Origin of the sequence: Janthinobacterium sp. SUN073 (assembly GCF_030397665.1) — a bacterium.
Taxonomy (GTDB): Bacteria; Pseudomonadota; Gammaproteobacteria; order Burkholderiales; family Burkholderiaceae_D; genus Janthinobacterium.
In genome coordinates this window covers 900,174-922,936 of sequence record NZ_JAPUBT010000001.1, presented here as the reverse complement: position 1 = coordinate 922,936, position 22,763 = coordinate 900,174, and the positions used below count along the sequence as shown (strand labels likewise).

General features: G+C 63.2%; 22 protein-coding genes and 1 other RNA gene. 8 read left to right on the top strand and 15 right to left on the bottom strand.

All coding sequences use genetic code 11. The annotated features are described in order from the left end of the window. Positions 1–4 precede the first annotated feature (4 nt). From O0882_RS04275 to O0882_RS04245, 7 genes are all read right to left on the bottom strand, one after another. Entirely contained in the window at positions 5–358 is a 354-nt protein-coding gene (locus O0882_RS04275) for a DUF3325 domain-containing protein (protein WP_289946823.1), read from the bottom strand. Then, on the bottom strand, positions 358–1,977 hold the full coding sequence (locus O0882_RS04270) for a PepSY-associated TM helix domain-containing protein (RefSeq protein ID WP_289945593.1): 1,620 nt from the start codon (positions 1,975–1,977) through the stop codon (positions 358–360). Before O0882_RS04270 ends, O0882_RS04275 begins: the two co-directional genes overlap by 1 nt. Next, positions 1,974–2,321 carry a DUF3649 domain-containing protein gene (locus O0882_RS04265; protein WP_289945591.1) on the bottom strand — a complete coding sequence of 116 codons (348 nt, stop codon included), beginning with the start codon at positions 2,319–2,321 and terminating at the stop codon, positions 1,974–1,976. The genes O0882_RS04270 and O0882_RS04265 overlap by 4 nt, the downstream gene beginning before the upstream one ends. Positions 2,322–2,323: 2 nt before the next feature. After that, positions 2,324–3,070 carry a DUF4198 domain-containing protein gene (locus tag O0882_RS04260; protein ID WP_289945589.1) on the bottom strand — a complete coding sequence of 249 codons (747 nt, stop codon included), beginning with the start codon at positions 3,068–3,070 and terminating at the stop codon, positions 2,324–2,326. Positions 3,071–3,441: 371 nt separating this feature from the next. Continuing rightward, positions 3,442–5,838 carry a TonB-dependent siderophore receptor gene (locus tag O0882_RS04255; RefSeq protein ID WP_289945588.1) on the bottom strand — a complete coding sequence of 799 codons (2,397 nt, stop codon included), beginning with the start codon at positions 5,836–5,838 and terminating at the stop codon, positions 3,442–3,444. Between the two features lie 91 nt (positions 5,839–5,929). Then, on the bottom strand, positions 5,930–7,030 hold the full coding sequence (locus tag O0882_RS04250) for a FecR domain-containing protein (RefSeq protein ID WP_289945587.1): 1,101 nt from the start codon (positions 7,028–7,030) through the stop codon (positions 5,930–5,932). Further along, the gene (locus tag O0882_RS04245) at positions 7,030–7,515 is read right to left on the bottom strand and encodes a sigma-70 family RNA polymerase sigma factor (protein ID WP_289945586.1); all 486 of its coding nucleotides are present in this window, start codon (positions 7,513–7,515) and stop codon (positions 7,030–7,032) included. The genes O0882_RS04250 and O0882_RS04245 overlap by 1 nt, the downstream gene beginning before the upstream one ends. 168 nt (positions 7,516–7,683) lie before the next feature. Between O0882_RS04245 and O0882_RS04240 the strand changes: the two genes are divergently transcribed. Further along, positions 7,684–9,315 (top strand): alpha-D-glucose phosphate-specific phosphoglucomutase, encoded by a 1,632-nt coding sequence (locus O0882_RS04240; RefSeq protein ID WP_289945585.1) that lies wholly within the window; start codon positions 7,684–7,686, stop codon positions 9,313–9,315. Positions 9,316–9,365: 50 nt separating this feature from the next. On the opposite strand, the gene O0882_RS04235 is transcribed toward O0882_RS04240, so the two are convergent. The 5 genes from O0882_RS04235 to groES form a co-directional block, all read right to left on the bottom strand. Beyond that, a complete protein-coding gene (locus O0882_RS04235) occupies positions 9,366–10,904 on the bottom strand; it encodes an oligopeptide:H+ symporter (protein ID WP_289945584.1) in 1,539 nt (512 codons plus the stop codon). Between the two features lie 118 nt (positions 10,905–11,022). After that, positions 11,023–11,604 carry a GNAT family N-acetyltransferase gene (locus O0882_RS04230; protein WP_289945582.1) on the bottom strand — a complete coding sequence of 194 codons (582 nt, stop codon included), beginning with the start codon at positions 11,602–11,604 and terminating at the stop codon, positions 11,023–11,025. Between the two features lie 92 nt (positions 11,605–11,696). Then, positions 11,697–12,206, bottom strand: coding sequence for a hypothetical protein (locus O0882_RS04225; RefSeq protein ID WP_289945580.1), 510 nt, complete (start codon positions 12,204–12,206; stop codon positions 11,697–11,699). Positions 12,207–12,414: 208 nt separating this feature from the next. Then, a complete protein-coding gene (groL, locus tag O0882_RS04220) occupies positions 12,415–14,064 on the bottom strand; it encodes a chaperonin GroEL (RefSeq protein WP_010400981.1) in 1,650 nt (549 codons plus the stop codon). A gap of 50 nt (positions 14,065–14,114) precedes the next feature. After that, positions 14,115–14,405 carry a co-chaperone GroES gene (gene groES / locus O0882_RS04215; RefSeq protein ID WP_010400979.1) on the bottom strand — a complete coding sequence of 97 codons (291 nt, stop codon included), beginning with the start codon at positions 14,403–14,405 and terminating at the stop codon, positions 14,115–14,117. 534 nt (positions 14,406–14,939) lie between these two features. On the opposite strand from groES, the gene O0882_RS04210 reads away from it, so the two are divergent. The 5 genes from O0882_RS04210 (at position 14,940) to O0882_RS04190 (ending at position 17,327) form a co-directional block, all read left to right on the top strand. After that, a complete protein-coding gene (locus O0882_RS04210; protein ID WP_289945578.1) occupies positions 14,940–15,686 on the top strand; it encodes a hypothetical protein in 747 nt (248 codons plus the stop codon). 129 nt (positions 15,687–15,815) lie between these two features. Continuing rightward, positions 15,816–16,106, top strand: coding sequence for a DUF904 domain-containing protein (locus tag O0882_RS04205; RefSeq protein ID WP_306594795.1), 291 nt, complete (start codon positions 15,816–15,818; stop codon positions 16,104–16,106). Continuing rightward, entirely contained in the window at positions 16,106–16,417 is a 312-nt protein-coding gene (locus tag O0882_RS04200; RefSeq protein ID WP_034747344.1) for a cell division protein ZapA, read from the top strand. The genes O0882_RS04205 and O0882_RS04200 overlap by 1 nt, the downstream gene beginning before the upstream one ends. Positions 16,418–16,606: 189 nt before the next feature. Beyond that, positions 16,607–16,784: non-coding RNA, 6S RNA (gene ssrS / locus O0882_RS04195), on the top strand. Positions 16,785–16,862: 78 nt separating this feature from the next. Continuing rightward, the gene (locus O0882_RS04190; RefSeq protein WP_099762388.1) at positions 16,863–17,327 is read left to right on the top strand and encodes an EVE domain-containing protein; all 465 of its coding nucleotides are present in this window, start codon (positions 16,863–16,865) and stop codon (positions 17,325–17,327) included. A gap of 9 nt (positions 17,328–17,336) precedes the next feature. On the opposite strand, the gene lgt is transcribed toward O0882_RS04190, so the two are convergent. Next, the gene (gene lgt / locus O0882_RS04185; RefSeq protein WP_289945572.1) at positions 17,337–18,167 is read right to left on the bottom strand and encodes a prolipoprotein diacylglyceryl transferase; all 831 of its coding nucleotides are present in this window, start codon (positions 18,165–18,167) and stop codon (positions 17,337–17,339) included. A gap of 79 nt (positions 18,168–18,246) precedes the next feature. Then, the gene (locus O0882_RS04180) at positions 18,247–19,158 is read right to left on the bottom strand and encodes a LysR family transcriptional regulator (RefSeq protein WP_289945570.1); all 912 of its coding nucleotides are present in this window, start codon (positions 19,156–19,158) and stop codon (positions 18,247–18,249) included. Between the two features lie 173 nt (positions 19,159–19,331). Between O0882_RS04180 and ilvD the strand changes: the two genes are divergently transcribed. Together ilvD and O0882_RS04170 are read left to right on the top strand one after the other, a co-directional pair. Beyond that, the gene (ilvD, locus tag O0882_RS04175; protein WP_289945568.1) at positions 19,332–21,203 is read left to right on the top strand and encodes a dihydroxy-acid dehydratase; all 1,872 of its coding nucleotides are present in this window, start codon (positions 19,332–19,334) and stop codon (positions 21,201–21,203) included. Between the two features lie 223 nt (positions 21,204–21,426). Next, entirely contained in the window at positions 21,427–21,738 is a 312-nt protein-coding gene (locus tag O0882_RS04170; RefSeq protein ID WP_071075742.1) for a c-type cytochrome, read from the top strand. 21 nt (positions 21,739–21,759) lie between these two features. Here O0882_RS04170 and O0882_RS04165 read toward each other — a convergent pair whose 3' ends face one another. Next, positions 21,760–22,758: an NAD-dependent epimerase/dehydratase family protein gene (locus O0882_RS04165; RefSeq protein ID WP_289945565.1), complete on the bottom strand. Its 999-nt coding sequence runs from the start codon at positions 22,756–22,758 to the stop codon at positions 21,760–21,762. Between the last annotated feature and the right edge of the window lie 5 nt (positions 22,759–22,763).

Here is a 22,763-nt window from a genome sequence, read left to right as displayed (position 1 = left end):
ATCGTTACAGCACTGCCAGCGCGACGGCGGCCAGCACGGCCGCGCCGCCGATCATGCGCGCCAGGCGCATGGCCTGGTGCGGTGCGTAGGGCAGCAGCCAGATCAGCAGCAAGCCGCAGCCCGTCAGGCTGCCGACCCAGTAGACGAGGCCGTAGCCGCCGCCGGCGATGTGCATGGCCCAAGCCAGTCCGGCCGCCAGCGCCAGCCAGCCTGCCCATTGCAGGCGGCGGCGCAGCGGCGCGGGCGGTTCGGCGCCGCGTCCGTGCAGGTCGGCATAGTGGCGGTCCATGGCCAGGCACAGCGAGGACAGGCCCGCATAGCACAGGGCAAAGACGAGGAAGTTCGACAGCAGCTCCATCACGCGGCCTCCATCGTCTGCACCGGTTTTACTGGCGCCGCCTTGGCCGCCTTCACGGGCAGCGGCTTCAATTTGAACGCCGCATACGCGAGGCCCAGGCCCAGCGCCAGCACCACCAGGTCGAAGGCGGCCACCGCCACGGGGCCGCGGCCCAGGAACAGGGTCACGCCCAGGTGTGAATTGGTGGTGAAGACGTTCAGCACGGGCAATGACGCCAGCAGGAAGGCGCCCACGGCCAGCTGCATGCGCCACATGGCGCGCGAGGGGCGCAGCTGGGCGATGATGGCGGCCAGGGCCCAGGCGCCGAAGAAGCAGGCGATCTCCTCTTTCGCCCGGTCTTCCATCGCCACCGGCAGCAGGCGGTTGGCCCAGAAGTAGGCGCCGAAGGCGATCGGGATGCCGGCGATGGCGCCGATGTTGAGCGCCTCGACCAGGCGCAGGCCGAAGCTGGCGCGCTTGCCGGCGGCCAGCGCCTTGGCTTGCTTCTGGCGCGTCTTGACGGCCCACAGCAGGGCGCCCGTGGCGACCATGGCACAGCCGGCCAGGCCGGAGAGGAAGAACAGCGCGCGCAGCAGCGGTCCGCCGAAATGCGCGACGTGCAAGCCAACCATGACGCCGTGCGTGGCGGCGGCGCCAGGCTGCGCGTTGCCATCGGTCGACAGCAGCTTGCCGGTGACGCCATCGAACTCCATCGAGGGCTGCTTCGACGACATGTCGCGTCCGCCGGCGCGCGTCAGCGAAATGGTGGCGTTGGCGTCGCCCGGGTGATTCACGGAGATGCGTTCGACCTTGCCGCCCCACTGCTGTTCCGCCTGGCGCACGAGAGGCGCCAGGGGCGTCAGCGGCGCGGCCACGCCGGCCGGCTTGCTGTCGCCCGAGCGGCCGGGAAACGCTTCGGCGAAGAAGGCATCCTGGTCGCCCTTGTAGGCGGCCGTGGCGCCAGATGGCATGTACAGGAACATCAGGGTGACCAGGCCCGTGTAGGTGATCATGATGTGGTAGGGCAGTGCCAGCACGGCTGTCACGTTGTGCGCGTCGAGCCACGAGCGCTGGCCCTTTTTCGGACGGAAGGTAAACAGGTCCTTGAAGATGCGCTTGTGCGTGACGATGCCGCTGATGATGGAGACGAACATGAACATGGCGCAGAAACCCACGATCCAGCGGCCCCAGATGGCCGACATGTAGTGCAGGTCGAAGTGCAGGCGATAGAGGAATTCGCCGCCGCGCGTCTCGCGCGGCTTCGATAGCACCTCGCCCGTGGCCGGGTCGGCTTTTTCGCTATGAAAATTGCCGCGCCGTCCACGTTTCTTTTCGCCCGGTTGCGATGGCTTGCTCCAGCCCAGCTGCGTGGCGGGATTGCGCTCGCCGGGCAGGCTGATGAACCAGCGCGTGGCGCCCGTGGCGCGTTCTTGCATCGCTTTTTGCGCGACCTTGGCCGCTTCCTCTGTGCTTACCTGGCTGGCGGCGGCGCCATGCAATTCGGGCTGCATCCACAGGGTGATTTCATTGCGGTAGTAGCTGGCCGTGCCGGCGCAAAACACCAGCAGCAAAATCCAGCAGACGAGCAGGCCGGACCAGGTGTGCAGCCAAGCCATCGACTGGCGGAAACCTTCTTTCATGCGAAACTCCAGGATAGTGCGTCCATCCACTGCAGGATGGCGGCGATGATGGCGGCGGGAATCAACAGGCCCAGCCAGGCGCGCAGGGCGCTGCGCGTGGCAAAGACCCACATCACGGCGCAGGTGTAGATGGCAAACGACAGCAGGGTGGCTGTCATGACGGCTTCGGAACGGGCCATGGGCAGGCTTACCGACAGCAGCATGGTGACCAGCGCGGCCAGCACGTAGCCGCCAACGATGGCGGCCACGCTGCGGGAAGCCACGCCGAGGCGGTAGACGGCGCCGGCGGAGAGCCGCAGGCGCGGCATTTTCTCAGTGATTTCAGTATTGGCTGGCGCTTGCATGGTCAGTCGTGATCCTTGCTCGGTGGCTGGGCCGGGCCGGCCGGCAGCGGCGTCACGCCTTGCGGCTGCAGCAGGCTCAGGGTGGTTACGAACATGGCCTTGTCATAGGCTTGTGTGCCGCGCTGGCCGGCCGTTTTGTCCGTGTGCTGCACTTCCAGTACATAGGTGCCCTTCCATGGCAGCGGGAAGCTGACCAGGCCTTGCGCATCGCTCCACGCTTCCTTGCCCCAGCCCGATTGCACCACGGCGTTGACCTTGGCTTGCGCCAGCGGCTTGCCCTGGTAGCTGACCTGGAACTGGCCCGGTTTGCCGGTTGGCACCAGGTCCAGGGTCAGCGCGGGCGCTTGTGCCTTGCTGTCGGCGATCAGGCGCGCGGCGGGAATCCACACGGTGCGCGTGCTCTTGCCATCCTTCTTCTCTTCCCACGACGGGTAGTTGTCTTCCTCGACGATGATGCTTTCGCCGGCGCCCACCTTGCCATTCAGGATGAACGCGCCGGCCGTCTTGCTTGCCTGCAGCGGCTGTGCGCCCTTGGCCGAGATCCATGTCACGTTCTTGATGCTGAACTTGTCCAGCAGGCCGGGCGACGCTTCGCGCAGGTTGTCGCCGAACTCGCCGAAGTACACGCTGGCTGTCTTGCCGTCTTGCTGCAGCCAGATCTGGTGCGCGCTGGCTGAGCCAGAAGCGAGGGCTGCGCCCAGCAGGGCGGTGGCGAGGACGCCGGGGCGCGCGATGGAAGTGATGTGCATGCTGTATGCCTTAGTTTGTGGTGAGGAACGTGCTTGCCGCAGCGCTGCAAAGTACCGGAAAGTGGCGGCGGCAGCGCCGGCCAGCGAACGTGCTCGCACCATGAAACTACCTTTTTTCGTTGTTGATATGGGAAGGCTTGCTTGGCGGGGATGCCTGGCTGGCGCAGCGTGTCATCCAGCTGCGCATCAGCCATGCCGTCCTGGCCGATCGATGGCAGGCGGGACATGCGGGATGCAGACTCCGAACGGAATCCAAATGTGAATGAGAACTATTCTTATTATAGTGTGGGGTTGCGAGACATGCAAGAGTACGATGTTGTAAACGGGGACGGCCGCCCCATTGCTGGCGGCGGCCGTCCTGGCGGGGCGCGTTACAGCTGGCCGCGCAGGGTCAGCATGGCGTTGCGCGGTTCGCCATAGAAGTTGGAACCGTAGGCGGCCCACACGCGCGTGTAGTATTTTTTGTCGAACAGGTTGTTCACCGTCAGTGACAGCTCCAGCTTGGGACTGAGGCGGTAGCCCGCCTGCAAGCCCACCGTGGTGACGGGCCCCTGTTCGAATTTCACGGGCCCGTTCAGGCGGTACATGCTGCTGACGCTGCGCAAGCCGCCGCCCACGCTGACCTTGTCGAGCGCGCCGGCCAGCCGGTAGGTGGTCCACAGGTTGAGATTGTGGCGCGGCGCGATGAAGGTGTACAGCTGGGCCTTCTGGTCGTCGCTGCCTTCGAGGGTGCGCGTGCTGGTGTAGGAATAGCCGCTCGTGATGTTCCAGCCCGGCACGGGGCTGCCGCTCAGTTCGGCTTCCATGCCCTGGCTGCGCATCTTGCCCGCGCCGATGGAAAACAGCGGGTTGGCCGGATCGGGCATGACGCGATTTTCATCTTCCATGCGGAACAGGGCCGCATGCGCGTTGACGTTCTTGTCGAACAGCTCCGCCTTCAGTCCCAGTTCGAATTGCTGCCCCGTGCGCGGCTTCAGGGTCTGGCCGGCAGCGTCCGTGGTGGATTGAGGCGAGAAAATGCGCGTGTAGCTGCCATAGGCCGACACCTGCTTGTCGAGCTCATAGACCAGGCCCGCATACGGCGTGAATTTCGCATTGATGGTGTTGCTGACGTCGGTGAACTGGTTGAAATACGCGTTGCGGTTGACGGTATGGTTGTCCCAGTGCGTCAGGCGCCCGCCCAGGTTGATGGCCAGGCGGTCGGTCGCCTGCAGGCGGGTGCGCGCGTACAGGCCGAACTGTTTGGTGCGGTTGTCGTTGCCGTCAGTAAAAGTGTAGCTGGCCTGGGGGATATTGTTATCCGGATGGTAGATGTTGATCGGGGTGGCCTTGCCTCCGCCGTAGCGGAAATTCTTGTGCACCTGGCGATAGTCGGCGCCCACGATCAGGTCGTGGCTGCGGCCAAATGCCTGGAACGGCGTAGCCAGGTAAGCGTCCAAGCCCTGCGTCTTCCAGTGGCTGCGGTAGTTCCAGCTGATCAGGCAGCTGTCGCCCGTGACGGGGTCGGCCGAGCAGTCGGACCAGCCGAAGTTGCGCGATGGCTCATCCTGCTCGCGGTACAGGGCGGTCACCTTGACCTGGCCGCCGTTGTCCAGTTTATGGTCGAGCTCGGCAAAGTATTCCGTGACCTTTTCCGTGATGTGGTTCCAGGCCGGGTCCAGGTAGGTCGAGCGGGGCACATCGAGCAGGCGCCCGTCTTCATAGGCGGGCAGGCCGAAGGCGGGACGGCCCTTGTATTGCTGCCAGGTGACGCCGCCCGTCAGCACGGTGCCCGGCGCCAGATCGACGGCAACGGTGCCGTACAGCAAGGGCTTTTCCGCATACACGTGGTCGACGAAGGAGCGCCGGTGTTCATACGCCGCCACCAGGCGGCCGCGCACCTTGCCGTCCGCGCTCAGGGGGCCCGTCACGTCCGCTTCCGCATAGTAGCGGTCCCAGGAACCTGCGCTGAGCACGCCGCTGGCGGCGAAGGTGTCGCGCGCCCGCTTGCGCACCAGGTTGATGGTGCCGCCCGGATCGCCCGCGCCCTGGAACAGGCCGGCAGGGCCGCGCAGCACTTCCACCCTGTCATAGATGGCCAGACCGAAGCCGGCCGACAAGTCATTGCCCGTGCTGGCCGGCGTCATCACGCCATCGACCTGCACCGCGTCGAGCGCATAGCCGCGCGAATAAAAGTTGCCGTGGTTGCCGCCCGTGCTGCTGGCTTCGACGGTGATGCCCGTCACGCCGCGCATGGCGTCGTCCAGGCTCAGCAAATTCTGGTCGTTCAGTTGCTGGCGCGTCAGCACGGAGACGGACTGGGGAATCTCGCGCAGGCTTTGCCGGCCCTTGCCGATGCTGACCGCCTGCGCCGCATACGACTTCGTCAGTTCCGTATCGCTCGTCGCCTCCTGGCGCGCGCTGACGGTGATTTCCGCCAGGGTCGCCACCTTGCCCGTGGCGGCGGGCGCCGGACGGATGATGACGCTGCTGCCGTCGATGCTGGCGGCCAGGCCGCTGCCGGCCAGCAGGCGCTCCAGGCTCTCGGCCACGCTCAGCGTGCCGCTGACGGCGGGCGCCGTCTTGCCGGCCACCAGCTCGGGGGCGAACAGCAGTTGCAGATTGGCTTGCCGCGCCAGTTCATTCAGGGCTTGCCCAAGCGGCTGGGCAGCGATGGCCAGCTTGACGGTGGGCGCCGTTTGCGCCTGTGCCAGGGGGATGCTGCCCAGGGCCAGCATGGCGGCCAGGGCGAAGGGGGCGGGTGTCAGATTGAGGCGGGGGGACCACATGTTGCATTTCTCCAGGTTAATTTATTGTCGATTAACTTGGTAGACGCGGCAGTGCGCCAAATCCTCACCTGCGAATGCGAACTATTTGCATTTATTTTTCAGGCAGCCGTATCGCAGGGGCTTGCGCCGGCATTTTTGCCGCCATGCGGATCTCGCTGACGGCACCATCGCGTACGACGTGGACGGGCAGCAGCTGCGGCAGGGCGGCGGCGAAGCGGTCGAGCTGGGTCAGGCTGAAGCTGCCGCCGATACGCAGCCTGGCCACGGCGGGATCGCGCGCGACCAGGCCCGTGTCGCCATAGCGCTCGAATTCGGCCAGCGCCGCGCCCAGCGGCACGTTATCGAAGGTGATCCTGCCGTCGCGCCACGGCGCCACGCTGCCTGGGGCCAGGCTGGCGACTTCAGACAGGTGGCCGCTGGCGTCGGCAGTTACGCCCTGGCCGGCCGTCAGCGCGACCTGCTCCTGCCGCGCGCCCGCCACACGCACCTGGCCATGTTGCACGGCCACGCGCAGCTGGCCGTCGTGTTCGAGCGTGTTACGCACGGAAAACTGCGTGCCCACCACCGTCACTGTCAAAGGACCGCTCAGGACGTCGAACGGTTGTCCTTGCTTCGCTTGCACCTGGAATAGCGCTTCACCGTGCGCCAGACGCACTTCGCGGCGCTGGCGGTACAGGGTGACGTGCAGCTGTGTGGCCGTATCGAGCTGTACCTTGCTGCCGTCGGGCAGGGCGATGGCCAGGCGCTGGCCCCGCATGGTGGCATAGGACTGGCTGAACACGGCTTGCTGTTGCCACCACTGGTAACCGCCCGCCCCCACGCTGAGCAGCAACATGGCGGCGGCCGCATACGGCAGCACGCGCAGGGAGCGCAGAAGCGGGCGGCGGGGAAGTGGCGCTGCCTGCGGCACTGCCCAGCGTGCGGCCACCTGCGCGGGAATTTTGCGCGCGTTGCGGTGCGTATCCTTTAGCTGCGCATATGCTTGCGCGTGCTGCGCATCGGCTGCCAGCCAGGCGGCAAAGTCGGCCTGTTGCTGCACATCAAGGTTGCCGCGCCGGCTGAACCAGGTGGCGGCCGCCAGCGCTACCGGGTCTTGCGTGGCGGCAAAAGCGGCGTACTCGCGCACGTCCGCCTGCTCCTGGGCGGAGGGGCCGAAAGCGTGGCGGGGCGGGTGGGCGGTCATGGCCGCCATTATGTGGCTTCCCGTAAAGAATGCAACTGTGCCTGGCAACTGAGCATGCCGCGCGCGATATGTTTTTCCACCATGCTCACGGAAATGCCCATGCGCGCGGCGATTTGTGCGTGCGGCAATTCCTCGAAGATGTGCAGCACGAAGGCGTCGCGGCAGCGCGGCGGCAAGGCGTCGATGGCGGCCACGCAGGCTTGCCAGTCCTGGCTGCTTTCCAGCGCCTGCTCCGGTTGCAAATGGCGCGGCGCGGCAGGATGCGCCGTTTCCGGCAGGGCGTCGAGTTCCTCGTGCTGGCGCAAGGCGGCGCGCCGGTGCTGGTCGATCAGCAGGTTGCGCGCCGTGTGGTACAGCAGCGCGCGCGGTTCGCGCACGGCCTGTTCGCCCAGCACGCGCGCATAGCTTTCCTGCACCAGGTCGGCAGCAGCTTCGCGGTTGCGCAAGCTGCGCCAGCAAAAGTTCAACAGTTCTTGGTAATAGCGTGCAACCACGGCGTCCGATGTATGAGTCCGCAGCCAGGAATGCCGCATATGAGAATGATTCTCATTATATGGCATGCCGGGATGTCGCGTTAAGTGGCTTGCCGCACCGTGGCAGGCTTACAACGCTTTGCCCTGCGGCCAGCATCGGTTAACATGAGAAGTTAATAAGGAGGCAAGATGGCTATTCAAATTATCAATACGGCGCCGATGGCCGGCCAGCGACCCGGCACTTCAGGCTTGCGCAAGAAGGTGGCGGTCTTCAGCGCACCGCAATACCTGGAAAACTTCGTGCAAAGCGTGTTCGACACGCTCGGCGACTGCCGTGGCCAGACCCTGGTGCTGGGCGGCGACGGCCGCTTTTACAACCGCGCGGCCATCCAGACGGTGCTGCGCATGGCGGCCGCGCATGGCTATGCGCGTGTGCTGCTGGGACAGGGCGGCATTTTATCGACGCCGGCCGTCAGCTGCGTGATCCGCAAGCATGGCGCCAGCGGCGGCATCATCCTGTCGGCCAGCCATAATCCGGGCGGCCCCGATGGCGATTTCGGCATCAAATACAACATCGCCAATGGCGGACCGGCGCCCGAAAAGGTCACGGAAGCCATGTTTGCGCGCACGCAAACCATCACCGAGTACCGCATCAGCGACGCTGCCGACATCGACCTCGACGCCTTGGGTACTGTGCGCATCGAACAGATGACGGTCGAAGTGATCGATCCCGTTCTTGATTATGCGGAGCTGATGCAGCAGCTGTTCGACTTCGACGCCATCCGCGCCCTGTTCGCGGGCGGCTTGCGTATCTGCTTTGACGGCATGCACGCCGTCTCCGGCCCGTATGCGACGGCCATCCTGGAAGGCATGCTGGGCGCGCCGAAAGGCAGCGTCATCAACGGCGTACCCCTGGAAGACTTCGGCGGCGGCCATCCCGACCCGAATCCCGTCAACGCGCAGGAATTGATTGCCATCATGGCCGCTGAGGATGCGCCTGATTTTGGCGCCGCCTCGGACGGCGACGGCGACCGCAACATGATCGTCGGCCGGCGCTTCGACGTGACGCCCTCGGACAGCCTGGCGATTTTGGCCGCGAATGCCATGCTGGCACCCGGCTACCGTGGGGGCTTGACCGGCATCGCCCGCTCCATGCCCACGTCGGGCGCGGCCGACCGGGTGGCTAGCGCGCTGGGCATCCCGTGCCACGAGACGCCGACGGGCTGGAAATTCTTCGGCACCCTGCTCGACGCCGGCATGGCCACCGTGTGCGGCGAGGAAAGCTACGGCACGGGCTCGAACCACGTGCGCGAAAAGGATGGCCTGTGGGCCGTGCTGTTCTGGCTCAACCTGCTGGCGGCGAAAGGGCTGCCGGTGGAAGACATCGTGCGCGCGCACTGGGCCACGTATGGCCGCAACTACTATTCGCGCCACGACTATGAAGACATCGACAGCGCCGGTGCGCAGCAGCTGATGGAGGCCGTGCGCGGCCGGCTGGCCGCCTTGCCGGGCCAGGTGCTGGGTGGCTACACGGTGGCGCTGGCCGACGATTTCAGCTACACCGACCCCGTCGACGGCTCGGTGACGAGGCAGCAGGGCATCCGCATCATCATGACGGACGGCGCGCGCATCGTGCTGCGCCTGTCCGGCACGGGCACCGAGGGCGCCACCTTGCGCCTGTACCTGGAGCGCTATGAAGCCGATCCGGCGCAACATGGCATTCCGACCCAGGAGGCGCTGGCGGGACTGATCGCCGTGGCGGAAAAAGTGGCGCAGATCCGCGAGCGCACGGGGCGCGACGCACCGACGGTGACGACGTAAAGAAGGGCGCCCGAGGGCGCCCTTCTTCATTGCGGCAGATCAGGCGTGCATCACGCTTTTGCCGGGATGGCCGTCTGGCGGTAGTTGTCCACCATCTTGTAGCGCCTTGCATACAGGCCGAAGGCCAGCATGGCGACGGCGGCAAAGGCGGCGAAGAAGAACATCTGGAAGGCCGTCACGCTGATGCCGCTCTGGCCGATCTTGCTGATCACGCCTTCGTTCATCACGCTCTTGTTGACGATCAGCACCCACAGGTTGCCGACGGTGGTCGACAGATTCCAGAAGCTCATGATGGCGCCCTTCATCGATGCTGGCGCCTGGCTGTAGGCAAACTCCAGGCCCGTGGCCGACACCAGTACTTCGCCCAGGGTCAGCAGCGCGTAGGGCAGGATCTGCCAGAAGATGGAAACGGAATTGCCGCTGTCGAGCGACAGTTGCAGCATACCGATGACGATCCACGACAGCGAGGAAAAGCCGATGCCGGCCGTCATGCGGCGCAATGCCGTCGGCTGCCAGCCAAAGCGCAGCAGGCTAGGGTACAGTACCAGGTTATTGAACGGGATCAGCAGCATTACCAGCAACGGGTTGAGCGCCTGCATCTGCGATGGCAGGAAGCCTTCCGGTTTGGTCATCGATTCGGCCTGCACGATCCACGTCGAGGCCTTCTGGTCGAACAGTGAGAAGAAGGGCGTGACCAAGGCAAAGATGACGAGGATGCGCAGGACCGAGCGCACGCCTTCGACGGCATCATCCGGGTGGATGCCGCGCGCGCGTTCCAGCTGCATGGCCGTGCCGATGCTGCCGAAGGCCAGCAGCAGGACCAGCGCGGTACACGCCGAAATCACGAAACCCCATTCGGGAACGCTGTAGAACGCATACAGCGCGCCGATCACGCCGACATAGGCCACGTACAGGCCAGGGCGTGAACCGCCATCGACACGGGCCAGCAGAGCCGTGCGGGCGACGCGGGTAAACGAGTCGGGATTCGGCGGCGCCGGCGGCACGTGCACGTATTTCTTGCTGCCCATCCAGAACACCATGGTGGCGGCCAGCATCATGATGCCGGGAATGCCGAAGGCGACGGCCGGGCCGAAGTCACGCAGGAACATCGGCATCAGCCAAGACGCGAAGAAGGAGCCGAAGTTGATGATCCAGTAAAACAGCTCGAAGACCAGCTTGGCCTTGTGCTTGTTGGTCTGGTCGAACTGGTCGCCGACAAACGAGGCGACAAGAGGCTTGATGCCGCCGGAGCCGAAGGCGATCAGGAACAGGCCGAAATAGAAGCCCTTGACATTGTTCTCGAAAATGGCCAGCGAGGCATGCCCGGCGCAATACACGAGGCTGAGCCAGAAGATGGTGTTGTACTTGCCAAAGAAGCGGTCGGCCAGCCAGCCGCCCAGCAGCGGGAAGAAATACACGCCGATGACGAAGGTGTGGAAGACGTGCTTGGCTTCGCCCGTGCGCTGCTCGGCCGGAAGCTGCAGCAACAGGGTGCTGATCAGGAAAACGGTCAGGATGTTGCGCATGCCGTAAAAGCTGAAGCGTTCGCAGCCTTCGTTGGCGATGATGTATGGTATTTGCCGCGGCATTTTGCCCGTGGCGGTTTGTGTCTCGGCCGATGACATTGGCTCTCCCCCAAGTTTTTTTTGTAAGCCGCGATGCTAAGGCCTGCCGCGTTTGCTTGCAACAGAAAAAACGGCCTGTCCGCTATTTCGCAGGGATTTGTAAGGTATTGATTTTCATAAAGACATTACTTTCGGCACTTGGGCTTGCACTTGCACAGGCACTTGCACGAGCGGGGCGGGGCAGCAGCAGCTGCAATTGCAGCATGCCTTCCGCTGCGGGACCGTCCGCCAGGGTAAAACCGCAGCCCAGGTACAGGCTCAATGCCGCGTAGTTATCCTGCGCCACGGCCAGGCGCACGCGGCCCAGCTCGGGAATGGTGCAGGCATGGGCGATGGTCGCCTGCACCAGTTGCCGTCCCGCGCCGCATCCACGCGCCTGCGGCGCCACATACACGCCCCACAGGCTGGCCTTGTCATGCACGACGGCGATCGGTTCGCGGCGCAGGCCGGCAATGGCGATCAATTGTTCTTCGTTGAAAGCGCCAAATATTATTTGGTGTGAGGTGGCGCGCAAGCGCTGGGCGATCTGTGCCAGCGGCAAGCCGCTTTCCGCTGCGTGCGTGGTGCAGAAGGCGGCGGGCAGTTCGGCGATGCCGGCCAGGCGCAGCGCGCGGTAGGCGCTGGCGTCGTCTGGCGCGAGGGGACGGACAGAGGTGGCGGGCATGTGGGCGAGTATCGGGCTTCGATGTCAGAAAGTAAAGCTTGCGCTGCAACACCAGCATCCCTGGCCATCGCGCCCGCAGCCGGCCTGGGGCGTTATTGCGTGGCGATGCGCTGCATGGGCGCGCTGTCCTTGCGCCATTGTTCCAGGCTGATCAGGTCACCGTTGACGATATCGTCGACAAGGATGCGCTTGCCGTCGGGCGTGACGACAAAGCTTTCCCAGCGGTGGGCCGCGTCGGGCGTGCTTTCGAAAAAGCTCAGCTGATAGCAAACGACGCCATCGACGAGGCGCGTTTCCGGCGACGTTTCCATCACGGCACCGTGCGCGCGGCCGCCGCTAGCCTTTTCGATATGCGCCGACCAAGCCTTGATTTCCGGCAAAGCCATCAGCGCATCGACGGCGCGCGCGTTCTGCTCCTGCGCCGCCTGGCTGTTCGCGGCCGGGGCATTGTCAGCGTGCGGGGCGGACTGCTGGTGCAGGTAAAAGGCGCCGAGGCCGGCGGCCAGCAAGCCGGCCAGGATGCCGGCGATGATGGTGGTTTTGGAAGAGGAGGCGCGTGGCTGCATGATGGTGGCGTGAGAAAGAGGGACGATGGCGGCCATGCTAAAGCAAAACGCGCGGGTGGGCAATCGCCGGGCTTGCCAACGGGCTTGCTAACGGGCTTGCCAAATGAATAGGCGAAAAAAAGCCACCTTCCGTAGAAGATGGCTCTCGGGGCCGCCGGGCAGGCGCTGGCAGCTTTTGGTCTGCCTGTCCTGTCCCGGCTATGCATCCCCGTGCGCCGTCGCCTGCGCACGGGGATGCCGGACATTACATCATGCCGTCCATGCCGCCCATGCCGCCCATACCACCCATGCCGCCGCCCATGCCGCCGCCTGCTTTGTCGTCAGCGATTTCGCAGACCATGCAGTCGGTTGTCAGCATCAGCGAAGCGATCGAAGCGGCGTTTTGCAGCGCCGAACGGGTCACTTTGGCTGGGTCCAGGACGCCCATTTCCACCATGTCGCCATACGTGCCATTGGCAGCGTTGTAGCCATAGTTGCCCGTGCCAGCCAGTACGGCTGCCACGACGACCGAAGCTTCTTCGCCAGCGTTTTGCACGATCATGCGCAGTGGCTCTTCCATTGCGCGCAGGACGATCTTGATACCGGCATCTTGATCAGGATTGTCGCCCTTGACCGTGATGTTGGCGCGTGCGCGCAGCAGGGCTACGCCGCCGCCTGGCACGATGCCTTCTTCCACGGCAGCGCGCGTCGCGTGCAGTGCATCTTCAACGCGGGCTTTTTTCTCTTTCATTTCGACTTCGGTGGCAGCGCCAACCTTGATCACGGCAACGCCGCCAGCCAGTTTGGCGACGCGCTCTTGCAGTTTTTCACGGTCGTAGTCCGAGGTCGCTTCTTCGATCTGTACACGCACTTGTTTCACGCGTGCTTCGATCGAGGCAGCTTCGCCGGCGCCATCGATGACGATGGTGTTTTCCTTGCCCACTTCGATGCGTTTCGCTTGGCCCAGTTCGGCCAGGGTCACTTTTTCCAGGGTCAGGCCGACTTCTTCAGCGATCACTTGGCCGCCCGTCAGGACAGCGATGTCTTCCAGCATGGCTTTGCGGCGGTCGCCGAAGCCAGGTGCTTTCACTGCGCAAGTTTTCAGGATGCCGCGGATGTTGTTCACAACCAGGGTTGCCAGCGCTTCGCCTTCGATGTCTTCCGCGATGATCAGCAGTGGACGGCCAGCTTTGGCGACTTGTTCCAGTACCGGCAGCAGGTCACGGATGTTCGAGATTTTCTTGTCGCACAGCAGGACGAATGGGCTGTCCAGTACGGCAACTTGTTTCTCTGGGTTGTTGATGAAGTATGGCGACAGGTAGCCGCGGTCGAACTGCATGCCTTCAACGATGTCCAGCTCGTCGTTCAGCGACTTGCCGTCTTCCACGGTGATGACGCCTTCTTTGCCGACTTTTTCCATCGCTTCAGCGATACGCTCGCCGATCGAGTAGTCCGAGTTCGCCGAGATCGCGCCAACTTGGGCGATTTCTTTGGTCGTGGTGCAAGGACGGGCGATTTTCGCCAGTTCTTCGACGGTCGCGGCAACTGCTTTGTCGATACCGCGCTTCAGGTCCATCGGGTTCATGCCGGCGGCAACGAACTTCATGCCTTCGCGCACGATGGCTTGTGCCAGCACGGTGGCGGTGGTGGTGCCATCGCCGGCGTTGTCGCTGGTGCGGGAAGCAACTTCCTTGACCATTTGCGCGCCCATGTTCATGAGCTTGTCTTTGAGTTCAACTTCTTTCGCTACCGACACACCATCCTTGGTGACGGTAGGGGCGCCGAACGAGCGCTCCAGGACGACGTTGCGGCCTTTCGGGCCCAGCGTTACTTTGACTGCGTTGGCGAGGATGTTGACGCCTTCGACCATCTTGGCGCGCGCTGCGTCGCCGAATACTACTTCTTTAGCTGCCATGTTCAATTCTCCTGAGTTTCGGGATGTATCTGTCTACAACGTGGAAACAATTACTTGACGACGATCGCCATGATGTCTTCTTCGCGCATGACCAGCAGCTCATCGCCGTCAACTTTGACGGTTTGGCCGGCGTACTTGCCGAACAGGACGCGGTCGCCCACTTTGACATCCAGAGGACGGACTTTGCCGTCGTCGAGAATCTTGCCATTGCCTACGGCAAGGACTTCGCCTTGATCCGGTTTTTCAGCAGCTGCATCAGGAATGATGAGGCCGGACGCAGTTTTGGTTTCCTGGTCGAGGCGTTTGACGATGACGCGATCGTTCAATGGGCGCAGATTCATACAAAACTCCTTAAAGTTCAATGGATAGGTGTTGCTAAATGAATACATGTCCGGCACAGCGCCAGACGTGCTTTCAGTGACCGCCGTTGAAAGCAGCCCGCAACGGTCAAGCAAACCCCATGTCATCCTGTCCTTGCCTGTCTGCGGCAGTGGTGCATCGCGGCGTCGCCCGCCGCGTAGCGTTCCCTGCAGTGGTCTGGCAAGCACCATCAGTCCTGAGGATTGCTACGAAAGAGTTTGTTAGCACTCTCTACTAACGAGTGCTAATTATAGGGACGGTATGGGTCAACTTCAAGGGCTTATTCAAGAGGAGCATATACATACATGATCAGCAGAGCCTGCATCTGCACTGGGTTTGCGCCAGCACAAGCCGCGTTCCCGGGCGTCAGCAACAGCAGCGACTCTAGCATGCCGTACGAAAGGGGGACGTTCCTGTACGCGCAGGAAACAGAGTTGTACTATGGAATTTGATAAGATGATTGCTATTGCATATCAATATCGCCACATATCGCCACTTGCTCCAGAAAGAATACCATGCCATTTCCTGTTTTCCGTCCCGTGCTGCGCCTGCTGGGCGCCACCGTCATCGGCCTCGCCTGGCTGGGTAATGCTAGCGCGCACACGCCCACCATCGTTGACGAGATCACTGTGGCTACCTTGAGCCCGCTGGAAAAGGAAATGTTGCTGGGCGACCTGTTCAACGACCTCAACAAGGATGACGACGACCAGGAAGCGCATGTGTGGGACAACGGTGGCGACAGCGGCGTGCTGGTGAAAGTCACGTATAACTTCAGCAACTCCGGCATGACGGAACATAGCCTGAAGGCGCACGTCTGCCGCGACCTGAAATTCGTCGTCACGGCGGGCGACAAGTCGCAGGACCTGAGCCGCCGCACCTGTACGCAGAACAGCGGCAAGTGGGATGTACAGGGCAAGGACCCGGCGCCCGTCGTGTATCCGCCTTTCCTGTCCGACGTCACCATCGCCAGGCTCAATGCCAGGGAACAGCAAGCCTTGCTGACGGCCGCCGTGCGTACCTTGAAAGATGAAGAGGATGGCAAGACGCGCCAGTGGAGCAACAAGGGCTTGGGCAATGCGGTGCCGCTGGCAGTGCGCCTGACGCCCTCGGGGACGGACGCCAAGCCTGGCAGCTACCGCCGTACTTGCCGCGACTTGACGATGGTGCTTGACGGCAAGGGCGGACAACAGACGCTGGTGCGCCGCTCTTGCGAAAACCGCTATGGCGGACTCGATATCGAACCTGATTACGTCGACGAGTAAAACGCTGCCATCGCGGCGCTGGCAGATGCGCGCACTTGGCGAAAAGCGCCGGAAAAAGCGTGTATTGTCCGCCAACTGCCCTGCATTGATGTAAATATGTGTGACAGCGGCGTGATTCGATTGACGCCCATGGAGCGTCCGCCCTATAGTGGCGGGATGATTTCCGAATTCAACGAATTATCCGACAAAATAGGCCTGCTGGCCGAAATGACCCATGCGCTGCGCCGTGAAAACGCGCAACTGCGCAAGGACAATGCCGCGCTGGCCGCCGAGAACGCCCTGTATGTGCAACGCATGCGCGAGGCGCAGGAGCGGGTGGAAGCGTTGCTGGAAAAAATTCCCGAACTGGTGCAAGCCGGCCTGGAGCAAGCCGCTTCGGAAGCGGGTGCCTATATTGCCGAGAACGAGAAGGAAGCGTAATGCCGCGTGTCGATGTCAATATCATGGGCCAGTCCTACAGCATGGTGTGCCGCGACGGTGAAGAGCGCGCGCTGCGCGAAGCGGCGATCTATCTCGATAGTAAAATGAAAGCCATCCGCGACGCGGGCAAGGTCAAGGGCAATGACCGCATCGCCGTGCTGGCCGCCTTGGGCGTGGCCGCGGAATTCCTCTCCGTGAAGTCGCCGCAAGGCCCGCTGTCGGAGTTGACGATACTCGAAGTGAAGCAGAAAATCTCGGCCATGCACACCGTCCTGGATAGTGCACTGACGCCCCAGGAAAATCTTTTTTAAACACCGAACCAAACCTACTACGCGTCGCGCCTTGCGGCCTGCGATGCTCGCTGTGCTCAAGCACAGCTGCGCTTCTTGGCCACAATTCATCGCCGCTCGCTACGGTTTTGTTCAGTGTTATTAATTGGATTTTAAGCGGACACAGTACGATTTGTCTTTGCGATGCGCGATCAAAGGAGTAAACTTGGGTCTACCCTGCGGTGTTCGCGATTGCCATATATTCCTTGAACCATTTATGCGCATCGGTTGCGAATTTTGTTTGATGGGAGTGAGCGTCGCTCGTTCGACGAACCCGAAATTGAACTAACGTGACCACCTTGAACCGTTTGGTTCGGGATGCCGGCATAGCGGCACAGGCGGGGCCTAATTTGCACTACCACTGAAAACGGTTGCCGCATCATGCGCAACTGTTTTTTTACGTCTGTCGCTTTCACACGGAGTCTGCATGAAACAATATTGGCTGATGAAATCCGAACCCGATGAAGTGAGCATCGACGACCTGATGGCAGCACCGCAGCACACCATGCCCTGGTTCGGCGTGCGCAACTACCAGGCGCGCAACTTCATGCGCGATGGCATGCGGCCGGGCGATGGCGTGCTGTTTTATCATTCCAGCTGCCCGCAGCCGGGCGTGGCGGGCGTGGCCGAAGTGGCCAGCGGCGCGTATCCCGATCACAGCCAGTTTGAAGAGGGCGGCAAGTATTTCGATCCGAAGGCGACGCTTGAACAGCCGCGCTGGATCAGCGTCGACGTGCGCGGCGTGAAGAAGACGGCGCTGCTGCCCCTGTCCGAGATGCGCCAGATGCCGGAGCTGGAAGACATGCTGTTGTTGAAGAAGGGCAGCCGTTTGTCCATCACGCCCGTGACGCCGGCGCAATGGAAAGTGATTACCAGCAGGTTGAAGGCCTAGGGCGGCCGATCAGGCGTCCGCCACGCGGGCCTTGGTGGGCGGCGTGCCCATCACCTGGCTTTTATACGCCCACACCAGCAGCGCGATGGCGCCGACGATCATCGGCAGCGACAGCATCTGGCCCGAGGTGATGGGCACGCCCAGCCACACGACTTCCCAGTCCGGCGTGCGGAAGTATTCCGTGAAGAAGCGCGCGCAGCCGTACAGCAGGGTGAACATGGCGCCCACGGCCATGCGCGGACGCTGCTTGCGCGCATACAGCCACAGGATGATGAACACCAAAATGCCGTCGACCAGCATCTGGTAGAGGGGCGACGGGTGCACGGGATACGGAATGCCCGGCCACTGCATGGCCCACGGCAAGCTCTCCGGCGCGATGCGGCCCGGCAGTTCGGCATTGATGAAGTTGCCCAAGCGGCCGGCCGCATAACCGAGCGGCACCAGCGGGGCGATGAAGTCGAGCACGTCGAACAGGTTGCGGCCCGCCTTGCGGCTCCACAGATACATGGCCAGGATAACGCCCAGGAAGCCGCCATGGAAGGACATGCCGCCATGCCAGACCATGAAGATCTCCAGCGGATTGTGCATGAAGTATTCGGGGCGGTAGAACAGCACTTCGCCCAGGCGTCCGCCGATCACCACGCCCAGCATGCCGTAGAACAGCATGTCGTCGAGGTCTTCCTTCTTCCAGCCCAGCACGGCGATATGCGGCTGCTTGATGCGCACTCTGCCCAGGATAATGAACAGGGCAAAGGCCAGCACATACATCAGGCCGTACCAGTGCACGGCGAGCGGGCCGATTTGTATGGCGATCGGGTCGGGCATCGGGTGTATCAGCATGGGGTTTCTTTCTTTGTTTAAAGCCAAGGTTGCGTAGTATGGGGGCGCTTGCGGTTTTTTGCCTTAGCGGCCACTTAATTTAATCGGCGGTCGCGTTGATCTGCTTGCGCAGCAGCGCCAGGAAACCCTGCAGCACGGCGGACGGATTGTCGCGGCGCCAGGCCAGGCCCGTTTCCACCAGCGGCGTGGCGTCCTGCAACGGCCTGTATTCTACGCCCGGGCGCATCAGATTCGATACCGATTGTGGCACAAGCGCGATGCCCATGCCAGCCGAGACGAGGCTGACGATGGTTTGCATCTGGATCGCTTCCTGGCCGATCTGCGGCGTGATGCCGGCCGCGCGGAACACGCCGAGGATGGCGTCGTGCAGGGCGGGCGATATCGCGCGCGGGAAAATGATCAAAGGCAGGGGCGGCAGGTCGCGCAGGCGCACGGGGCCCGGCGACTTCAATATGTCGAGGCCGGACGGCGCGGCCAGCACCAGAGGTTCGGTCAGCACGGGCAGGTAGTCGAGTTCTCCCTTCGCCTTCTCGGGCAGGGGCGGGATCAACAGGCCAGCATCCGTGCGTCCGGCCAGCAATTCGTCGAGTTGCAAGTCGGAGGTGGCTTCCTGCAGCTGGATTTGCACTTGCGGATAGGCCGTCTGATAAGCGCGCAGCAATGGCGGCAGCACGCTGTAATCGGCCGAGGAGACAAACGCCAGGCTCAGACGCCCCGCCTCGCCCTGCGCGGCCCGCCGCACCAGCGCGGGCAAATCGAGCGCCTGCGCCAGCAACCGGCGTGCCTCGGGCAGCAGGGCGCTGCCTGCCGGCGTCAGCTGCACTTCGCGGCGCGTGCGCACGAACAGGGGCGCGCCCAGCAGCTCTTCCAGCGCCATGATGGTTTGCGACAGGGGCGGCTGCGTCATGTGCAGGCGCGCGGCGGCGCGGCCGAAGTGCAATTCCTCGGCAACGGTGACAAAGTAGCGCAGCTGGCGCAGCTCAAGATTCATATGTGTTTCCATGTGGATTGATTGCTGTGATATACAAAACGACTCACAGACATGTGCATCATATATTTGACAGGGGCGCGCGCGCAAGGCAATCTGACGTACCCCCACTGCATGCAGGGTTTTGTTGAAAATCCGCGCAGTCAGGCATCAATCATCCTTGGAAGGACCCCATCATGCCGCAATACCGCTCCCGCACCACCACCCACGGCCGCAACATGGCTGGCGCCCGCGCCCTGTGGCGCGCCACCGGCATGAAGGATGGCGACTTCGACAAGCCGATCATCGCCGTCGTCAACTCATTTACCCAGTTCGTGCCCGGCCACGTGCACCTGAAAGATCTGGGCCAGATGGTGGCGCGCGAAATCGAGGCGGCCGGCGGCGTGGCCAAGGAATTCAACACCATCGCCGTCGATGACGGCATCGCCATGGGCCACGGCGGCATGCTGTATTCGCTGCCCTCGCGCGACCTGATCGCCGACTCCGTCGAATACATGGTCAACGCCCACTGCGCCGATGCCATGGTGTGCATCTCGAACTGCGACAAGATCACGCCGGGCATGCTGATGGCCGCCATGCGCATCAACATCCCCGTCGTGTTTATTTCCGGCGGGCCGATGGAAGCGGGCAAGGTCGTCAAGGTGGTCAACGGCACGCAGAAGATCATCAAGCTGGACCTGGTCGACGCCATGATCAAGGCGGGCGACAGCAGCGTGTCCGACGCCGACGTGGCGGAAATCGAACGCTCGGCCTGCCCGACCTGCGGTTCCTGCTCCGGCATGTTTACGGCCAACTCGATGAATTGCCTGACCGAGGCGCTGGGCCTGGCCCTGCCCGGCAACGGCACGATTCTGGCCACGCACTCGGACCGCCAGCAACTGTTCCTGCGCGCGGGACGTTTGATCGTGGAACTGGCCAAGCGCCACTACGAGCAGGACGATTACACCGTGCTGCCACGCTCGATCGCCACCAAGGCCGCATTTGAAAATGCCATGGCGCTCGACGTCTCCATGGGCGGCTCGACCAACACCGTGCTGCACTTGCTGGCGGCCGCGCACGAGGCGGAAGTGGAATTCACGATGGCCGACATCGACCGCATCTCGCGCAAGGTACCGTGCCTGTGCAAGGTCGCGCCGATGACGGACAAATACCATATCGAAGACGTGCACCGCGCGGGCGGCATCGTGGGCATTTTGGGCGAACTGGCACGCGCCGGCCTGCTCAACACCACTTTACCGACCATCCACGCGCCGACCCTGGCCGACGCCATCGCGCAAAACGACATCATGTGCACGGACAATCCGGCCGTGCATGAGTTGTTCCGCGCCGCCCCGGGCGGCGTGCCGACGCAGACGGCGTTCTCGCAGTCGGAGCGTTTTGCGGCCGTCGACACGGATCGCGCCACCGGCTGCATCCGCGACAAGGCGCATGCGTATTCGCAGGATGGCGGCCTGGCGGTCTTGTACGGCAACCTGGCCGAAAAGGGCTGCATCGTCAAGACGGCCGGCGTGGATGAAAGCATTTTGAAATTCTCGGGCAAGGCGCGCGTGTTCGAAAGCCAGGATACCGCTGTTGAAGCGATTTTGGCCGATACCGTGCATGAGGGCGACGTCGTCATCATCCGCTACGAAGGCCCGAAAGGCGGTCCCGGCATGCAGGAAATGCTGTATCCGACCTCGTACATCAAATCCAAGGGCCTGGGCAAGGCGTGCGCGCTGTTCACGGACGGGCGCTTCTCGGGCGGTTCCTCGGGCCTGGTGATCGGCCATGCCTCGCCGGAAGCGGCCGAAGGCGGCGCCATCGGCCTGGTGGAAGAGGGCGACTTCATCGACATCGACATCCCCGAGCGCAGCATCAACCTGCGCGTGACGGATGCCGAGCTGGCCGCGCGCCGCGCCGCCATGGAAGCGAAGGGCGACGATGCCTGGCTGCCCGTCAAGCGCGAGCGCTACGTGTCGCAGGCGCTGCAGGCGTATGCGGCGCTGACGACCTCGGCCGACCGCGGCGCCGTGCGTGACCTGTCGCAGCTGAAAAAACAGAAACGCTGATTTGTTGTATAAGTGCGACGGCCGGCCCCGTTTGACCGTGCGGGGCCGCCTGGCGTTACATCGCCTTACAAACAACATGGTCAGGCACGCGCAGATGGGGCAGAATATGAGTGCCTAATCGCTACTACATTGCGTTCCTACATTGAAACGCTTGATCTGGGCTCGTGGTGCATCTGCGGAAACACAGTAAAATGCCGCAGGAAGTAACTTTGGAGAAAAGACAATGAAACGTTTTATGTTGGTGAGTGTATTGACCGTATCGGCTCTGGCATCGCAAGCAGCGTTGGCCAATCCGGACCTGGCGAAAGCAAAAAACTGCATGGCTTGCCATGCGGTGAGCACGAAACTGGTGGGCCCTGCGTATAAAGACGTGGCTGCCAAGTATGCCGGTCAAAAAGACGCGGAAGCCAAGCTCGTGGCGAAAGTCATGAAGGGCGGTTCCGGCACCTGGGGCGCGATCCCGATGCCAGCCAATCCGCAAGTGAGCGATGCGGAAGCCCATACCCTGGTTAAATGGGTACTGGCACAGAAATAATCTGTGCCGCAGTACCTGCAATTAGCGCGCCGGCAATCCCGGCGCATTTTTTTTGTCTGCTGCATCTAAATTGCCCATGCCTTCCAGGCTTGCCCGCACCGCCTCGTCGAGCGGCGTATGTGGCTCCTGGCCCAGCACGGCCAGCAGCCGCGCATTCTCCATGGACAAGGGCGTTTGCCACAGATAGCGCATCTCGCGCATCTCGCGCAGGGTCGCCACGAACGGCGACGCCAGCGCCACCAGCCACCACGGAAAGCGCCGGATGGCGGGCGTGGTTCCCGTGGCCTGTTTCACCACGCGGGCAATCGCCCCCGTCATTTGCCGGCCGTCGTGGTCCCAGTGGCCGGCCATGTGAAAGCGCGCAAACGCGGGCAGGGTAGCGCGCATGGCCAGCAATTGCAGCATGGTGCGCGCCACGTCGGGCAGGTAGGACCACTGGTGGCCCACGCCGGGCGCGCCCGGATACAGGATACTGCGCACGCTCTGGCCAGGCTTGACGAGGCCCTGCGAAAACCAGTTGTTGCCGGCGCGGGGGCCGAAGAAGTCGCCCGCGCGCACGATGATGACCCTGGCGCCCTGCGTGCTGGCTCGCTCCAGCCGTGCTTCCAGTTCCACGCGGATGGCGCCCTTGCGCGTCTGCGGGTGCTGCGGCGCGTCCTCTGCCAGCACGGGGAAGGCATCGGGGCCAAAGTTGTACACGGTGCCGGGCAGCACGATGGTGGCGTTTTCGGCAATCGCCGCGGCGATGGTGTTGTCGAGCATGGGCAGCACCAGCCGGCCCCAGTGGCGGTAGCCGGGCGGGTTGACGGCGTGCACGATGACGGCGCAGCCTTTGGCGGCCGCCAGCACATCCGCGCGCGACAGCGCATCGCCGCGCAGCCATGCGATGTTGTCTCCCCGTGGCGCTTGTATTGTTCCCCGCGTCAAGGCGCGTACCTGCCAGCCCGCCGCCAGGAGCTGGCGCAGCATCTCGCCGCCGATGCCGCCCGTGGCGCCCAGTACCAATACTGTTTTGTCCATATTGT

What these genes read in the sequence shown, in the direction of transcription:
- O0882_RS04275 (WP_289946823.1), bottom strand. Translation starts at nt 358, where the DNA reads ATGGAGCTGCTGTCGAACTTCCTCGTCTTTGCCCTGTGCTATGCGGGC.
- O0882_RS04270 (WP_289945593.1), bottom strand. Translation starts at nt 1,977, where the DNA reads ATGAAAGAAGGTTTCCGCCAGTCGATGGCTTGGCTGCACACCTGGTCC.
- O0882_RS04265 (WP_289945591.1), bottom strand. Translation starts at nt 2,321, where the DNA reads ATGCAAGCGCCAGCCAATACTGAAATCACTGAGAAAATGCCGCGCCTG.
- O0882_RS04260 (WP_289945589.1), bottom strand. Translation starts at nt 3,070, where the DNA reads ATGCACATCACTTCCATCGCGCGCCCCGGCGTCCTCGCCACCGCCCTG.
- O0882_RS04255 (WP_289945588.1), bottom strand. Translation starts at nt 5,838, where the DNA reads ATGTGGTCCCCCCGCCTCAATCTGACACCCGCCCCCTTCGCCCTGGCC.
- O0882_RS04250 (WP_289945587.1), bottom strand. Translation starts at nt 7,030, where the DNA reads ATGGCGGCCATGACCGCCCACCCGCCCCGCCACGCTTTCGGCCCCTCC.
- O0882_RS04240 (WP_289945585.1), top strand. Translation starts at nt 7,684, where the DNA reads ATGGCTATTCAAATTATCAATACGGCGCCGATGGCCGGCCAGCGACCC.
- O0882_RS04235 (WP_289945584.1), bottom strand. Translation starts at nt 10,904, where the DNA reads ATGCCGCGGCAAATACCATACATCATCGCCAACGAAGGCTGCGAACGC.
- O0882_RS04230 (WP_289945582.1), bottom strand. Translation starts at nt 11,604, where the DNA reads ATGCCCGCCACCTCTGTCCGTCCCCTCGCGCCAGACGACGCCAGCGCC.
- O0882_RS04225 (WP_289945580.1), bottom strand. Translation starts at nt 12,206, where the DNA reads ATGGCCGCCATCGTCCCTCTTTCTCACGCCACCATCATGCAGCCACGC.
- groL (WP_010400981.1), bottom strand. Translation starts at nt 14,064, where the DNA reads ATGGCAGCTAAAGAAGTAGTATTCGGCGACGCAGCGCGCGCCAAGATG.
- groES (WP_010400979.1), bottom strand. Translation starts at nt 14,405, where the DNA reads ATGAATCTGCGCCCATTGAACGATCGCGTCATCGTCAAACGCCTCGAC.
- O0882_RS04210 (WP_289945578.1), top strand. Translation starts at nt 14,940, where the DNA reads ATGCCATTTCCTGTTTTCCGTCCCGTGCTGCGCCTGCTGGGCGCCACC.
- O0882_RS04205 (WP_306594795.1), top strand. Translation starts at nt 15,816, where the DNA reads ATGGAGCGTCCGCCCTATAGTGGCGGGATGATTTCCGAATTCAACGAA.
- O0882_RS04200 (WP_034747344.1), top strand. Translation starts at nt 16,106, where the DNA reads ATGCCGCGTGTCGATGTCAATATCATGGGCCAGTCCTACAGCATGGTG.
- O0882_RS04190 (WP_099762388.1), top strand. Translation starts at nt 16,863, where the DNA reads ATGAAACAATATTGGCTGATGAAATCCGAACCCGATGAAGTGAGCATC.
- lgt (WP_289945572.1), bottom strand. Translation starts at nt 18,167, where the DNA reads ATGCTGATACACCCGATGCCCGACCCGATCGCCATACAAATCGGCCCG.
- O0882_RS04180 (WP_289945570.1), bottom strand. Translation starts at nt 19,158, where the DNA reads ATGAATCTTGAGCTGCGCCAGCTGCGCTACTTTGTCACCGTTGCCGAG.
- ilvD (WP_289945568.1), top strand. Translation starts at nt 19,332, where the DNA reads ATGCCGCAATACCGCTCCCGCACCACCACCCACGGCCGCAACATGGCT.
- O0882_RS04170 (WP_071075742.1), top strand. Translation starts at nt 21,427, where the DNA reads ATGAAACGTTTTATGTTGGTGAGTGTATTGACCGTATCGGCTCTGGCA.
- O0882_RS04165 (WP_289945565.1), bottom strand. Translation starts at nt 22,758, where the DNA reads ATGGACAAAACAGTATTGGTACTGGGCGCCACGGGCGGCATCGGCGGC.